General features: G+C 52.4%; 14 protein-coding genes. 9 read left to right on the forward strand and 5 right to left on the reverse strand.

Annotated elements, in window-relative coordinates:
* Positions 1 to 323: 323 nt before the first annotated feature.
* Positions 324 to 2,603 (forward strand): NADP-dependent oxaloacetate-decarboxylating malate dehydrogenase, encoded by a 2,280-nt coding sequence (gene maeB, locus ETV65_RS06900; RefSeq protein WP_129952182.1) that lies wholly within the window; start codon positions 324 to 326, stop codon positions 2,601 to 2,603.
* A gap of 63 nt (positions 2,604 to 2,666) precedes the next feature.
* On the opposite strand, the gene ETV65_RS06905 is transcribed toward maeB, so the two are convergent.
* From ETV65_RS06905 to amiA, 4 genes are all read right to left on the reverse strand, one after another.
* A complete protein-coding gene (locus tag ETV65_RS06905; protein ID WP_129952183.1) occupies positions 2,667 to 3,614 on the reverse strand; it encodes a nucleoside hydrolase in 948 nt (315 codons plus the stop codon).
* Between the two features lie 69 nt (positions 3,615 to 3,683).
* The gene (locus ETV65_RS06910) at positions 3,684 to 4,133 is read right to left on the reverse strand and encodes a YaiI/YqxD family protein (protein WP_129952184.1); all 450 of its coding nucleotides are present in this window, start codon (positions 4,131 to 4,133) and stop codon (positions 3,684 to 3,686) included.
* The gene (gene hemF / locus ETV65_RS06915) at positions 4,133 to 5,101 is read right to left on the reverse strand and encodes an oxygen-dependent coproporphyrinogen oxidase (RefSeq protein WP_129952185.1); all 969 of its coding nucleotides are present in this window, start codon (positions 5,099 to 5,101) and stop codon (positions 4,133 to 4,135) included. The genes ETV65_RS06910 and hemF overlap by 1 nt, the downstream gene beginning before the upstream one ends.
* Before the next feature lie 99 nt (positions 5,102 to 5,200).
* Entirely contained in the window at positions 5,201 to 6,085 is an 885-nt protein-coding gene (gene amiA, locus ETV65_RS06920) for an N-acetylmuramoyl-L-alanine amidase AmiA (protein WP_129952186.1), read from the reverse strand.
* A gap of 277 nt (positions 6,086 to 6,362) precedes the next feature.
* Between amiA and ETV65_RS06925 the strand changes: the two genes are divergently transcribed.
* Entirely contained in the window at positions 6,363 to 6,788 is a 426-nt protein-coding gene (locus ETV65_RS06925) for a GNAT family acetyltransferase (protein WP_095922987.1), read from the forward strand.
* Positions 6,789 to 6,852: 64 nt separating this feature from the next.
* Here the strand turns inward: ETV65_RS06925 and ETV65_RS06930 are convergent, their stop codons facing one another.
* The gene (locus tag ETV65_RS06930) at positions 6,853 to 7,251 is read right to left on the reverse strand and encodes a YgiW/YdeI family stress tolerance OB fold protein (protein ID WP_205951576.1); all 399 of its coding nucleotides are present in this window, start codon (positions 7,249 to 7,251) and stop codon (positions 6,853 to 6,855) included.
* A gap of 296 nt (positions 7,252 to 7,547) precedes the next feature.
* Here ETV65_RS06930 and ETV65_RS06935 point away from each other — a divergent pair, with 296 nt between their 5' ends.
* The 7 genes from ETV65_RS06935 to cysA all read left to right on the forward strand — a co-directional run bounded on the left by ETV65_RS06935 (position 7,548) and on the right by cysA (position 13,811).
* Positions 7,548 to 7,991 (forward strand): DUF2919 domain-containing protein, encoded by a 444-nt coding sequence (locus ETV65_RS06935; RefSeq protein ID WP_129952188.1) that lies wholly within the window; start codon positions 7,548 to 7,550, stop codon positions 7,989 to 7,991.
* A gap of 150 nt (positions 7,992 to 8,141) precedes the next feature.
* Positions 8,142 to 8,765 (forward strand): RpoE-regulated lipoprotein, encoded by a 624-nt coding sequence (locus tag ETV65_RS06940; protein WP_129952189.1) that lies wholly within the window; start codon positions 8,142 to 8,144, stop codon positions 8,763 to 8,765.
* Positions 8,766 to 8,870: 105 nt separating this feature from the next.
* On the forward strand, positions 8,871 to 9,770 hold the full coding sequence (locus ETV65_RS06945; protein ID WP_129952190.1) for a Dyp-type peroxidase: 900 nt from the start codon (positions 8,871 to 8,873) through the stop codon (positions 9,768 to 9,770).
* A gap of 211 nt (positions 9,771 to 9,981) precedes the next feature.
* Positions 9,982 to 11,022: a sulfate ABC transporter substrate-binding protein gene (locus tag ETV65_RS06950; RefSeq protein WP_129952191.1), complete on the forward strand. Its 1,041-nt coding sequence runs from the start codon at positions 9,982 to 9,984 to the stop codon at positions 11,020 to 11,022.
* Complete coding sequence (gene cysT, locus ETV65_RS06955; RefSeq protein ID WP_129952192.1) at positions 11,022 to 11,852, forward strand: sulfate/thiosulfate ABC transporter permease CysT; 831 nt, start codon at positions 11,022 to 11,024, stop codon at positions 11,850 to 11,852. Before ETV65_RS06950 ends, cysT begins: the two co-directional genes overlap by 1 nt.
* Positions 11,852 to 12,727, forward strand: coding sequence for a sulfate/thiosulfate ABC transporter permease CysW (cysW, locus tag ETV65_RS06960; protein WP_129952193.1), 876 nt, complete (start codon positions 11,852 to 11,854; stop codon positions 12,725 to 12,727). The genes cysT and cysW overlap by 1 nt, the downstream gene beginning before the upstream one ends.
* The gene (cysA, locus tag ETV65_RS06965; protein ID WP_129952194.1) at positions 12,717 to 13,811 is read left to right on the forward strand and encodes a sulfate/thiosulfate ABC transporter ATP-binding protein CysA; all 1,095 of its coding nucleotides are present in this window, start codon (positions 12,717 to 12,719) and stop codon (positions 13,809 to 13,811) included. Before cysW ends, cysA begins: the two co-directional genes overlap by 11 nt.
* Positions 13,812 to 13,855: the final 44 nt, after the last annotated feature.

A 13,855-nucleotide genomic window follows, 5' to 3' on the forward strand; every position in this document is an offset into this window, starting at 1 on the left:
GGGCTCCTACCCTGCATCATTCGGTTAACAAACTGAATGCGCTTTTTCTGATTACTGCAATGGGTCTCAACAATGGCGGCCCTGTTGCCCGACAAACTGAGCGTCTGGCGAGAAAAGCGCAAGGACAAACTTTAAGCTTAGTGCATTTTTACGAGACGTCTTCCATGAATGAAAAGTAATCAATGTAACGGCTAAGTTTTGGTCGTGATTCACCCTTAGCCATGGCAGGGTTATCTATACTTGTCAGCAGGAAAATCAGATGCTGATGTTTCCCGTACCCTGTTGTCTCTGCAAAAAATAAGAAACACGAAAAGGATCCTGCAATGGACGAACAACTCAAACAAAGTGCGCTCGATTTTCATGAGTTTCCGGTGCCTGGCAAAATTCAGGTTTCACCCACCAAGCCTCTCGCGACACAACGTGATCTGGCGCTGGCCTATTCTCCGGGCGTTGCCGCTCCCTGTCTGGAGATCGCTAAAGATCCGCTGGCGGCTTACCGGTACACCGCACGCGGCAATCTGGTGGCGGTGATTTCCAACGGTACCGCTGTTCTCGGGCTGGGAAATATCGGTGCCCTGGCCGGGAAACCGGTGATGGAAGGTAAGGGCGTATTGTTCAAAAAATTCGCCGGTATTGATGTGTTTGATATTGAAGTGGATGAGAACGATCCCGATAAACTGATCGATGTGATCGCCGCGCTGGAGCCGACGTTCGGCGGCATCAACCTTGAAGATATCAAAGCGCCGGAGTGCTTTTACATTGAGAAAAAGCTCCGGGAGCGCATGAAAATTCCGGTGTTTCATGACGATCAACACGGCACCGCCATTATCTGTACCGCCGCAGTGTTAAATGGTCTGCGCGTGGTGGGGAAAAGCATTTCCGATGTGCGGCTGGTCGTTTCAGGGGCGGGGGCTTCTGCCATTGCGTGCCTGAATTTACTGGTGGCGCTGGGGCTGAAACGCCATAACATCACGGCCTGCGACTCCCGTGGTGTGATTTATCAGGGGCGCGAAGACAACATGGCTGAAACCAAAGCGGCTTATGCGATTGAAGATAACGGCCAGCGCACATTGGGGGATGCAATCCCGGACGCCGATATTTTTCTGGGGTGTTCCGGCCCCGGAGTTTTGACGCAGGAGATGGTGAAAACCATGGCCAAAGATCCGCTGATCCTGGCGCTGGCTAACCCTGAGCCGGAGATTTTACCGCCGCTGGCAAAAGCAGTGCGACCCGACGCCATTATCTGTACCGGCCGTTCGGATTATCCGAATCAGGTGAACAATGTCTTGTGCTTCCCGTTCATTTTCCGTGGTGCGCTGGATGTCGGGGCAACCACCATCAATGAAGAAATGAAACTGGCCTGTGTTCATGCTATCGCGGATCTGGCAATGGCCGAGCAAAGCGATGTGGTGGCTTCCGCTTACGGTGAAGAAGAGCTGTCTTTCGGACCTGAATATATTATTCCTAAGCCTTTTGATCCGCGCCTGATCGTGAAAATTGCGCCCGCCGTAGCGAAAGCCGCGATGGAGTCCGGTGTGGCTATGCGCCCGATTGAGGATCTGGAGGCGTATGCCGAAAAACTTACCGAGTTCGTCTACAAAACCAATCTGTTCATGAAGCCTATTTTCTCGCAGGCTAAGAAAGACGCCAAACGGGTGGTAATGGCGGAAGGAGAAGAGGAACGCGTGCTGCACGCTACGCAGGAACTGATTTCCCTCGGGCTGGCGAAGCCGATTCTGGTCGGACGGCCGAGCGTCATTGCCATGCGCATCAAAAAACTCGGTTTGCAACTGGAAGCAGGCCGGGATTTTGAAGTGGTGAACAACGAATCTGATCCGCGTTTTAATGAATACTGGCGCGAATATTATGCGTTGATGAAAAGGCGCGGTGTATCTCAGGAACAGGCGCGCCGGGCTGTGATCGGCAATCCGACGCTGATTTCTGCCATCATGCTGCTGCGCGGCGAAGCCGATGCGATGATTTGCGGCACGGTTGGTACCTATCATGAGCATTACGATATCGTGGCGAATGTGTTCGGTTTTCGCAAAGGTACGCATGTTGCCGGGGCGATGAATGCGCTGCTGCTGCCGAGCGGCAATACCTTTATTGCTGATACCTACGTCAATGATGATCCAACCCCTGAACAGCTGACAGAAATCACGCTGATGGCAGCAGAAACGGTGAGACGGTTTGGGATTGAGCCGAAAGTCGCGCTGTTGTCGCACTCCAGTTTTGGTACCTCAGACAGCCCGGCCGCGCTGAAAATGCGCCGTACCCTGGAATTGATTCATGAGCGCGATCCTGATCTGGAAATCGACGGTGAGATGCACGGTGACGCGGCGCTGGTGGAAAGTATTCGTCAGGATGTGATGCCGGACAGCCCGCTGAAAGGATCGGCAAATATTCTCATCATGCCGAATATGGAATCAGCGCGCATCAGTTACAACCTGCTGAGGGTATCGTGTTCGGAAGGGGTAACTGTCGGACCGGTCCTGATGGGGGTATCGAAACCGGTACATATTCTGACGCCAATTGCCTCGGTCAGGCGAATAGTCAATATGGTAGCGCTGGCGGTCGTGGAAGCCCAAACCGAACCTTTATAACCACGCAACTGTTAGCGTAAAAAACGGGCATCAAAGCGATGCTCGTTTTTCTCAATCGCCGTCTCAGTATTTCACTTCGCCGATACGCTCCAGCGCATCGACGATCAGATCCCAGAAACGCTGATGGTCGAGTTTGACTGCCACCTGCGTATGGCAATCCGGCGGGGGCGGTGCGCGGAAATCGGCGACGGTCATACCCAGTGTTAAGGTGCCCGTCAGTTCGATATCTACCGGCACCTTTTGCACGGTCATTACGTTCGCATCGATGACATAAGCCACGGCACACGGATCGTGAACCGGTGGTGAATCAAAGCCCTGGCGGTCTTTGTAGCTCAGGCCAAAGAAATCCAGCAGTTCGCCGACAAATTTAGCCGGCTGAGTACCTACAGCGGCGATGCGTGCGGCAACTTCAGGGGTAGCCAGTGCCTGATGGGTTAAATCAAGCCCGACCATCGTCAGCGGCCATTTCTCGTTAAATACAATATGCGCGGCTTCAGGATCAATTTTGATATTGAATTCTGCGACTGCACTCCAGTTTCCCACGTGGTAACCACCGCCCATGAGTACCACTTCTTTCACACGTTCAACAATACGAGGCTCTTTGCGTACAGCCATAGCAATATTGGTCAGCCCACCGGTGGGCACCAGCGTAATGGTTTTTGGCGGGTGAGACATGATCAGATCAATTATCAGATCGATAGCATGAACAGGTTCAAGAGTGAGGGTCGCTTCCGGTAGCACCGGACCATCCAGACCGGACTCACCATGGATTTCGTCAGCAATTTCAACCTGACGTACCAGCGGACGGGTTGCGCCCGCCGCAAACGGCACGCCAGTCAGGTTAATCACACGTGCCACGGCGAGGGCATTGCGGGTGACTTTCTCCAGCGTCTGATTACCGACGACCGTTGTGACAGCCAGCAGTTCGATGTCTGGGTTACCGTGTGCCAGTAACATCGCGATAGCATCGTCGTGCCCAGGATCGCAATCAAGGATGATCTTTTTGACCATTTTTTACATCCTTTTCAATTTATCCACTTTTATCAGTCCCCAAAATCATTCGAATTGCATGAAGGGGAATTAGTTTTTGGCCTGTTGCAACCACTTATCCAGTTCATTGGCAAATTGCTGACGGTCGCGCTGATTAAGCGCGGGCGGTCCGCCGGTTTGTACGCCACTGGCGCGCATGGTGTCCATAAAATCACGCATGTTCAGGCGTTCTTTGATGGTCTCGGTGGTATAACGCTCACCGCGCGGATTCAGCGCCACGCCGCCTTTTTCAATGACTTCCGCTGCCAGCGGAATATCGGCGGTGATCACCAGATCACCTGGCTCAGTGCGTTTTACAATTTCGTTATCTGCTACGTCAAAGCCCGCTTCTACGCGTAAGGTGCGCAGGAATTTTGACGGAGGTGTACGGATGGTCTGGTTGGCAACCAGCGTCACCATCATGCCGGTACGTTCGGCGGCGCGGAACAGCACTTCTTTGATGACATTCGGACAGGCGTCTGCATCAACCCAGATTTGCATCAGTTTGGCTCTCCCTTTTCAGCCAGCCAGTCGCGAACCGGCAGAAAGTCGTTATAAAGTGCGGCTTCCGGGCTGCCTTCTTCCGGCTGATAGCCGTATTCCCAACGCACCAGCGGAGGCATCGACATTAAAATAGATTCCGTGCGGCCACGGGTTTGCAGGCCAAACAGGGTTCCGCGATCCCATACCAGATTGAACTCAACGTAACGCCCCCGGCGGTAAAGCTGGAACTGGCGCTCACGCTCGCCCCACGGCAGAGCTTTGCGTTTTTCTACCAGGGGCATATAGGCGTCGGTAAAGCCGTTGCCCACAGCCTGCATGAAACTGAAACAAGTGGCGAAATCCGGCGAATTAAGGTCATCAAAGAATAAGCCGCCGATACCGCGTGCTTCGTTACGGTGTTTAATAAAGAAGTAATCGTCACACCATTTTTTGTATTTCGGATAGACATCATCGCCGAACGGCTGGCAAAGCTGTTGTGCAGTTTGGTGCCAGTGGTGGGCATCTTCTTCAAAACCGTAGTATGGCGTGAGGTCAAAGCCACCGCCAAACCACCAGACCGGCGCTTCACCGGGTTTTTCCGCAATGAAAAAGCGTACGTTGGCATGGCTGGTTGGCACGTAAGGATTCAGCGGATGAATAACGAGTGAAACGCCTATGGCCTGAAAACTGCGACCAGCCAGTTCAGGTCGATGCGCGGTTGCGGAAGCGGGCAGGGTTGCACCGGCAACATGCGAAAAGTTGACACCTGCCTGTTCAAACACTGCGCCATGGGTCAGCACCCGGCTCTGGCCACCACCACCTTCCTCCCGTACCCATTGATCTTCAGCGAACCGGCCCTTGCCATCGGCGGCAGCCAGTTGCTGGCAAATGTGATCCTGGAGTTTAAGCAGAAAAGTTTTAACTTGCTGGATGTCGGGAATGGATTGGCTCACGGGCAAACTCGCAGACGTTGACTTAAGAGGCATTCAGCGCCTTGCGGGCGCTGAATCAAAAAGAGGAAGTGATTATATACCCAAAAACATCCGCGTCGGCTAGAGACGCCTGCTTTTAGCAGTGCAAAGACGTTACCGGGGCTTACGTTCGTTGGCATCGAAGTAACTGAAGAAATTTACGATCCCCTGTGAAATGGCCTGCGCGATTTCACGACGGAACGCCGTAGTGCTGAGTAACTGTTCTTCCTGGTGATTGGTAATAAACGATGTTTCCACCAGAATCGACGGTATCGACGGGGATTTTAATACAGCAAATGCCGCCTGTTCGGTCTGCTGGCTGTGCAGATGGTGTATCGGACGGATTCTGTCGAGCACATGATGCCCCAGTGTCAGACTGTTTTTGATGGTGTCGGTTTGCACCAGATCGAACAATACCTGTTGCAGATAATTATTGTCTTCTTTGGCATATTTCGCGCCCGCGACCAGATCGGCATCGTTTTCTTTTTTAGACATATACCGCGCCATCGCGCTGCTGGCCCCGCGATTAGAGAGGGCGAAAACAGACGCGCCTGAAGCCGTCGGGCTGGTGTAACCATCGGCATGAATCGAAACAAATAAATCGGCCTGATGCTGATGAGCCAGTTCAACCCGCTGATAAAGCGGTATAAAGTGATCAGAATCGCGGGTCAGTTTAACGTCAATATGACTTTGCTCGCCCAGGAATTCCCGCACATAGTTGGCGATTTCCAGCACGACATGTTTTTCTTCCGAGCCTTCATGACCCACCGCACCGGAATCGATGCCACCGTGTCCGGGGTCAATCATCACCAGTTTTTTCGCACCCGGAGGTTTAGGGGCCGGTGCAGATTGGGTGATGTGTTCATGCTGCGCGGCGCTGGCAGAACGTGAACCGAAAGCGGCAATCGCCAAACCAAGCCCGGAAAGTAGCAGCTGGCGACGGGTGGCGGCGGCAGGCAAAGGCTGGAAATGCAAAAATTTATTCAGGGGGTTTAACATCAGTCCGTTACCGTCAGAAAAAATGCAGAATGCCCTATGTTATAGAGTATCTTTTTTATCGTTTCGACCTGAGAACTATTACTTTTTATGAATAATGTGTCGTGAATGATGTCATGACCGAATAACTATCCAGGACAGACAGAGCGTCATGGTGTTTTATGTAAAGATTTTATCGCTCAAAACGGTTTATAAAGTACACAATTGGTGATTTTGATGTTGCGTATCAAACAGATCACGCGATAATCATATAAACCCCGATTAACAGCGGCGAACAGTGATGGAAATTCGCGTATACCGTCAAGAAGATTTCGAAGAAGTACTGACCTTATGGGAACGCTGCGATTTACTGCGTCCGTGGAATGATCCAGAGCTGGATATTGAACGTAAAATTAACCACAGCCCTGAGTTTTTCCTGGTGGCGGAAGTGGGCGGTGAAGTGGTGGCGACGCTGATGGGCGGCTACGATGGTCATCGCGGATCAGCCAATTATCTGGGGGTACATCCGGATTATCGCGGCCGTGGCATTGCCAATGCGCTGGTAAACCGTCTGGAGAAGAAGTTAATCGCCCGTGGTTGCCCGAAAATGAATTTAATGGTGCGTGCTGAAAACGATGCGGTAGTCAGCATGTATGAAAAACTGGGTTATGAAATTTCGGATACGCTTTTACTGGGTAAACGACTGATCGAAGATCAGGAATACTAAACCGTTATTCCGGCGAATAAAAAAGCCCCGGCAGGAGTGATCCGCCGGGGCTTCGTTTTCTGAGTTACTTGATCAGTTTTACGCTTTTGACATCCACTTCGACAGAATTCCAGTCTTTATCGACTTTACCTTCAATGCGGATTTTGTCCTTGGGTGACACGTTCTGTCCCTGCCAGCGTTTGCCGTCAATTTCGACATTGAGGGTGCCGGTATTGTCGCGGAAAATGTATTTATCATGGTCGATACGCTGATCGATGAACCCTTCCAGCATGATCCACTGATCATCCTTCATGGTTTGCGCGTCTTTCACTGTACTCAGCGCCGTGGTACCCGTGAAGCCACCCTGTGGGGCAGGCTGGGTTTGTGATTCCTGCGCCGACGGGCCGTTAAATCCGCCAGCCTGCTGGGCAAAGGCAGTGGCTGAACAAAGTGCAATGAGGGTTGCCAGCGTGATCTTCTTCATCATAATAGTCTTCCTTAAGTTAACGTTTCCAGAGTACCGGCAACGATGACATCTTTTCGGATGTGTTGCCGCGTTGGAGACCAGTAAAGCAGACAGTTCTTAACAGTTTCTTAAGCCTATACCCGGCATACTTAAAATTGCAGAGGTGTTGGCTGCGCTCAGTGATGTGAATCACTTACCTGAGTAAGTTCATCGGATCACTCCGCTGGCTGTTTTTCTGTACTTCGAATTATTTTAGGTATGCTCTTGATATATTTTAAAAACTTAACTTCATTTGCAGGAACGTTGTCCTTTTTATGAACCCGGATGATTATAACGACCATGGTATGTTGCGCTTGCCATTGTGGTTTTGGACTATTTTGATTTTGCAGGCGCGGACCTGGATATTATTTGTGATGGTCGGGGCGTCGCGCCAGCAGGGCAGTGACCTGTTGGCGTTGTTTTATCCTGAGTCGCAAAATTTCTGGTCCGGAATGTTACTCGGATTGCCACCCGCGCTGTTGTTTTTACTCAGCGGGCGTCGTCATGTATGGCCGCGTATCTGGCAGGCCGGTTACTGGTTGCTGCTGGCTGGCATGTTTGTCACATTTGCCTTGCAGGGGCTGGGGTTATGGCAAAGTACAGATACGATTTCCGGCGTGGATATCGTGCTGGCCTTGCTGGATGCAGCGGCGCTGGCTTACTGGCTCATGAGCCGCCGTCTGCGCGCCTGTTTTGATGCCACGCGCCGTCTGGCCTGATGCATATTCCATTCGGGGATGAACTTTTTAACCAGAAAAGTACTCGAACTGGCGCTAAACCCTCATGCATAAATAAACAATAATTTCACTGCCGGTTTATCCGCCAGGCCGCACCGGCCGACGGGAACGGGGAGTCAAGGAGTGTACCGAATGACTGTTCGCATACGGGTTCGCCCGATGTTGCTGGCGCTGCCGTTAATTCTTACGGGCTGTTCATCACTGTCTAACATGTCGTGGCCAGATATTTCCTGGTCGGGTATGAATCCGCTTAACTGGTTTGGCAGCAGCCTGACAGTCAGCGATAAAGGCGTGGGCGGAATAACCAGCAGCACACCGCTGACAGAAACAGCCGTTAAAGACGCGCTGGACGGCGACTATACCCTGCGCAGCGGGATGTCGATGAGCGATGGAAAAATGCTGAGTTTCTTCCAGGCGATGGACGGCAAAGACGTGAAAATGTCCATCAGCGGTGAGCCGAAAGGCAATGTTCAACGCGTTGATGTGGTGGATCCGAAAGTTGAAAGTGAATGGGGTGTCAAAATCGGCACACCTTTCAGCACGCTTTACAGCAAGGCCTTCGATGTCTGCGTCAAAGGCGAAGGGGATGATGCCGAAAACGTCGAGTGTAAAGCGCCGCAAAGTGCTCACGTAACCTATGTGTTCAGCGGTATCTGGCATGGTCCGGATTCGCTGATGCCTTCGGATGATGCCCTGAAAGACTGGAAGGTCAGCAAAATCATCTGGCGTGCTAATCCGGCAAATAACGCGCAATAAAACGGGAATCTGTGTTTAAAAAGCCCTCAATGCCTTGCCTTCGCGCAAGGCATTTTTATTGACATCCGGTATGATGTCGCCGGTCAAATTAACGAGGATGAGAAAATGACTCAGGTTCAGAGCGGCATTTTACCCGAACATTGCCGTTTCGCGATTTACATCGAAGCGAAAGCTCAGGGTGACCTGGATGCGCTCCGGCAGGGCTGCCGTGCATTTGTGGCCGTACTGGAAGACATGCAGAAAAAATTTCCCGCAGAACATCTTGGTGCGGTCATTGCCTTTGGCAACGATGTATGGCGTGATTTATCCGGCAATCAGGGTGCAGAAGAACTGAAACCTTTCGAGCCGCTGGGCAACGGGCTGGCACCGGCGACGCAGCGTGATATGTTGCTGCATATTCAGTCGCTGCGTCATGACGTGAATTTTGCGCTGGCACAGGCGGCATTAAAAGCATTCGGCAGTTCAATCACTGTCGAAGAAGAAACTCACGGATTCCGTGCGCTGGAAGAACGTGACCTCAGTGGTTTTGTCGACGGCACTGAAAACCCGAAAGCAGAAGCCCGCGCTCAGGCGGCCATTATCCCTGAGGGTAGCGTCGATGCCGGTGGCAGTTACGTGATGGTCCAGCGCTGGAAACATAATCTGATGCAATGGGAACGCTTCACTGTGCAACAACAGGAAGAAGTGATAGGGCGTACTAAAGAAACGGATGAAGAGCTGGATTCAGAAACCCGTCCGGCCACCTCCCACGTCAGCCGTGTTGATCTGAAAGAAGACGGCAAGGGCCTGAAAATCCTGCGCCAGAGCCTGCCTTACGGTACGGCCAGTGGTGAACACGGCTTGTATTTCATCAGCTATTGCGCCCGTTTGTGGAATATTGAGAAACAACTGCTGAGCATGTTTGGCGATCTTGATGGCAAACGCGATGCTATGCTGCGCTTCACCCGTCCGGTGACCGGCAGCTATTATTTTGCCCCCTCCCTGACCCGCCTGTTAGCGCTTTAACACCTCCCGGCGCGTTCCGTTGCGAACGCGCTGTTTCTGTCCCTCCTGTTATTCCCTTCGCGTTTGTTAACGTCTTATAGCTTTTCATGCTTGAAAATCACCAAATGGTATATAAAACCGTTACAGCCTGACCCTCAGTTATAAATACACTGTGTAGTATTGAGCGGTTCATATGCGTATCGCAAATCGATGAATTCACCAAAGGCTGAGCATGAAAACAGAAACAGGGTTTGTTAAAGCGTGGTTTACAGGCAGCCTGCTTAAAGGATCTGTCGCGGCAGTGTTGCTGGCCAGCGGGGCGGCTTCGGCCACTGAATTGCTCAACAGCTCTTATGATGTCTCCCGTGAACTGTTTGCCGCATTGAACCCGCCTTTTCAGAAACAGTGGGCGGACCAAAATAATGGCGACAAACTCGATATCAAACAGTCGCATGCCGGTTCGTCCAAGCAGGCACTGGCCATTTTGCAGGGACTTAAGGCCGATGTGGTCACTTACAATCAGGTGACGGATGTGCAGATTTTGCATGACCGTGGCAATCTGATCCCGGCCAACTGGCAAAGCCGTTTGCCTAATAACAGTTCGCCGTTCTATTCAACCATGGCGTTTCTGGTGCGCAAGGGCAATCCAAAAAATATTCACAGCTGGGACGATTTAGCGCGTCCGGGCGTGAGCCTGATTTTCCCGAATCCTAAAACCTCCGGTAATGGCCGTTATACCTATCTCGGTGCCTGGGGCGCCTTCAATCTGGAGGATAATAAAAACCAGGCGCAGACCCGCGAAAAGATGGCGAGTTTCCTGAAAAACGTGCAGGTATTTGATACCGGCGGCCGTGGCGCCACCACCACTTTTGTCGAACGCGGACTGGGTGATGTACTGATCAGTTTCGAATCGGAAGTGAACAACATCCGTAAGCAGTACGGTGATGATAAATACGAAGTCATTGTTCCGAAGGTGGATATCCTGGCGGAGTTCCCGGTCGCCTGGGTGGATAAAAATGTCGAGAAAAATGGCACAGAGAAAGCTGCAAAAGATTATCTGAATTATTTGTGGAGCCCGCAGGCGCAGAAAATCATCACCAGTTTTAACTACCGTGTGTATGACAAAACAGCAATGGCGGCAGCGAAAGAGCAGTTCCCGGCAACTAAATTGTTCAAAGTTGAAGATCAGTTCGGTGGCTGGCCACAAGTGATGGAAACCCATTTCAGTACCGGCGGTGAGCTGGACAAACTGTTAGCGCAAGGTCACAAGTAATGTTGTTGTCGAGCAAACGCGTATTACCCGGATTTACCCTGAGCCTCGGCAGCAGTTTGTTGTTCGTGTGCCTCGTGCTGTTGCTGCCGCTGAGTGCGCTGGTGATGCAGTTGTCACAAATGACACTGGCGCAATATTGGGATGTCATCACCAACGGTCAGGTGGTGGCGGCCTATAAAGTGACGCTGCTGGCGGCAGGTGTGGCGAGTATTTTTAACTGTTTCTTCGGCATGCTGATGGCATGGATCCTGACCCGTTATGAGTTCCCCGGTAAAAGCCTGGTGGATGGTCTGATGGATTTACCGTTTGCCCTGCCGACGGCCGTGGCCGGTTTAACGCTGGCAGGATTGTTTTCTACCACCGGTTTTTACGGTCAGTGGCTGGCGCATTTTGATATCAAAGTAGCGTATACCTGGCTGGGTATTGCCGTGGCGATGGCATTTACCAGCATCCCGTTTGTGGTTCGTACCGTGCAACCGGTGCTGGAAGAATTAGGCCCGGAATATGAAGAAGCCGCTGAAACACTGGGTGCATCGCGCTGGCAGAGCTTCCGTCGTGTGGTGTTGCCTGAAGTGATGCCATCGCTTCTGGCGGGTACGGCGTTGTCCTTTACCCGCAGTCTGGGAGAATTCGGCGCGGTCATTTTCATCGCCGGTAACATTGCGTGGAAAACCGAAGTGACCTCACTGATGATTTTTATTCGCTTACAGGAATTTGATTACCCGGCAGCCAGCGCCATCGCTTCGGTGATCCTCGCGGCATCGTTGCTGCTGTTGTTTGCGATTAATACCTTACAGAGCCGTTATGGCCGTCGTCTGGGAGGCCAGTAATGTCTGATGTTCCGGCTTTTGCAGGCGAAAAACGCCAGCGTATTGACTGGGTCAAATGGTCACTGATCGGCACCGGTGTGCTGATTTGTGTTCTGTTGTTGCTGATCCCGATGATTAGCATTTTCGTACTCGCGGTTTCCGACGGCCTTGCTGCCGTGTGGAAGAACCTGTCTGACACTGACATGTTGCACTCCATCTGGCTGACGGTGCTGATGGCGCTGATCACCGTGCCGGTTAACCTGATTTTCGGCACACTGCTGGCCTGGCTGGTGGCCCGCTTTAATTTTCCGGGACGTCAGCTGTTACTGACGCTTATCGACATTCCGTTCGCGGTGTCGCCGGTGGTGGCAGGGCTATTGTATCTGCTGTTTTACGGCACCAACGGTCCGATTGGCGGCTGGCTGGATGCCCATAATATTCAGTTTATGTTCGCCTGGCCGGGTATGGTGATGGTGACAGTATTTGTCACCTGTCCGTTTGTTATCCGTGAGCTGGTGCCGGTGATGTTAAGCCAGGGCAGTCATGAAGATGAAGCGGCAGTGTTGCTGGGGGCGTCAGGCTGGCAGATGTTCCGCCGCGTGACATTACCGAATATCCGCTGGGCATTGTTATACGGTGTGGTGCTGACCAACGCCCGCGCCATTGGGGAGTTTGGCGCAGTATCGGTAGTGTCCGGTTCTATCCGTGGCGAAACCTACACGCTGCCTCTACAAGTCGAATTACTGCATCAGGATTACAACACTGCAGGCGCGTTTACTGCCGCTGCGCTGTTAACCCTGATGGCAATTGTCACATTATTTCTGAAAAGCGGCCTGCAATGGCGTCTGAAGCGCCACAATGACCGTCTTGAGCGGGAGGGAAGTCATGAGCATTGAAATTAACGGTATCAACAAATATTTTGGCCGCACTAAGGTGCTCAATGATATCTCGCTCGATATTGCTTCCGGAGAGATGGTTGCGCTGCTCGGGCCTTCCGGTTCAGGTAAAACCACGCTGCTGCGTATTATCGCCGGGCTGGAAAATCAAAACGCCGGCCACCTGAGCTTCCACGGCAAAGACGTGACGCGCCTTCATGCCCGCGATCGTCAGGTCGGTTTTGTATTCCAGCATTACGCGCTGTTCCGTCATATGACCGTGTTCGATAATATCGCGTTTGGTCTGACGGTGTTGCCGCGCCGCGAGCGTCCGGATGCCGGTGCGATCAAACAGAAAGTTACTAAATTGCTGGAAATGGTGCAGTTAGGCCATCTGGCAAACCGTTATCCGGCACAACTTTCCGGTGGTCAGAAACAACGTGTGGCACTGGCGCGTGCGCTGGCGGTTGAACCGCAAATTCTGCTGCTCGATGAACCCTTTGGCGCACTGGATGCACAGGTGCGTAAAGAGTTGCGCCGCTGGCTGCGGCAGTTACATGAAGAACTGAAATTTACCAGCGTGTTCGTGACGCACGATCAGGAAGAAGCCATGGAAGTGGCTGATCGTGTGGTGGTAATGAGCCAGGGCAATATCGAACAGGTCGGCGCACCGCAGGAAATCTGGCGTGAACCGGCAACCCGTTTCGTGCTGGAATTCATGGGTGAAGTCAACAAGATCAGCGGTGAAATCCGGGGCTCTCAGCTGTACGTCGGTGCATACCACTGGCCACTGGATAATCCGCCGCTGCATCAGGGCGCAGTCGACTTATTCCTGCGTCCATGGGAAATGGAAATTACGCCGCACAGTACAGCGCGTTGCCCGTTGCCGGTGAAGGTGCTCGAAGTCAGCCCGCGTGGCCATTTCTGGCAGCTTATCGTGCAGGCCGAGGGCTGGCACGACGAACCGCTTTCGGTTGTGCTTTCCGAAACCCACGGTAACAGCGCACCTCAGCGCGGCGATCGGTTCTATGTCGGCGGGCTGAATGGCCGTCTGTATGCGGGCGACCAGCCTCTGCAACCCGTTGCGTTAGCGAAGAGTGCCTGATATTTTTTGATCAGAATTTTTCTCAGGGCGGTCATCGGGCCGCC

Source organism: Rahnella sp. RFA10(1/100), assembly GCF_004195115.1.
Taxonomy (GTDB): Bacteria; Pseudomonadota; Gammaproteobacteria; order Enterobacterales; family Enterobacteriaceae; genus Rahnella; species Rahnella perminowiae.

What these genes read in the sequence shown, in the direction of transcription:
- maeB (WP_129952182.1), top strand. Translation starts at nt 324, where the DNA reads ATGGACGAACAACTCAAACAAAGTGCGCTCGATTTTCATGAGTTTCCG.
- ETV65_RS06905 (WP_129952183.1), bottom strand. Translation starts at nt 3,614, where the DNA reads ATGGTCAAAAAGATCATCCTTGATTGCGATCCTGGGCACGACGATGCT.
- ETV65_RS06910 (WP_129952184.1), bottom strand. Translation starts at nt 4,133, where the DNA reads ATGCAAATCTGGGTTGATGCAGACGCCTGTCCGAATGTCATCAAAGAA.
- hemF (WP_129952185.1), bottom strand. Translation starts at nt 5,101, where the DNA reads ATGCCTCTTAAGTCAACGTCTGCGAGTTTGCCCGTGAGCCAATCCATT.
- amiA (WP_129952186.1), bottom strand. Translation starts at nt 6,085, where the DNA reads ATGTTAAACCCCCTGAATAAATTTTTGCATTTCCAGCCTTTGCCTGCC.
- ETV65_RS06925 (WP_095922987.1), top strand. Translation starts at nt 6,363, where the DNA reads ATGGAAATTCGCGTATACCGTCAAGAAGATTTCGAAGAAGTACTGACC.
- ETV65_RS06930 (WP_205951576.1), bottom strand. Translation starts at nt 7,251, where the DNA reads ATGAAGAAGATCACGCTGGCAACCCTCATTGCACTTTGTTCAGCCACT.
- ETV65_RS06935 (WP_129952188.1), top strand. Translation starts at nt 7,548, where the DNA reads ATGAACCCGGATGATTATAACGACCATGGTATGTTGCGCTTGCCATTG.
- ETV65_RS06940 (WP_129952189.1), top strand. Translation starts at nt 8,142, where the DNA reads ATGACTGTTCGCATACGGGTTCGCCCGATGTTGCTGGCGCTGCCGTTA.
- ETV65_RS06945 (WP_129952190.1), top strand. Translation starts at nt 8,871, where the DNA reads ATGACTCAGGTTCAGAGCGGCATTTTACCCGAACATTGCCGTTTCGCG.
- ETV65_RS06950 (WP_129952191.1), top strand. Translation starts at nt 9,982, where the DNA reads ATGAAAACAGAAACAGGGTTTGTTAAAGCGTGGTTTACAGGCAGCCTG.
- cysT (WP_129952192.1), top strand. Translation starts at nt 11,022, where the DNA reads ATGTTGTTGTCGAGCAAACGCGTATTACCCGGATTTACCCTGAGCCTC.
- cysW (WP_129952193.1), top strand. Translation starts at nt 11,852, where the DNA reads ATGTCTGATGTTCCGGCTTTTGCAGGCGAAAAACGCCAGCGTATTGAC.
- cysA (WP_129952194.1), top strand. Translation starts at nt 12,717, where the DNA reads ATGAGCATTGAAATTAACGGTATCAACAAATATTTTGGCCGCACTAAG.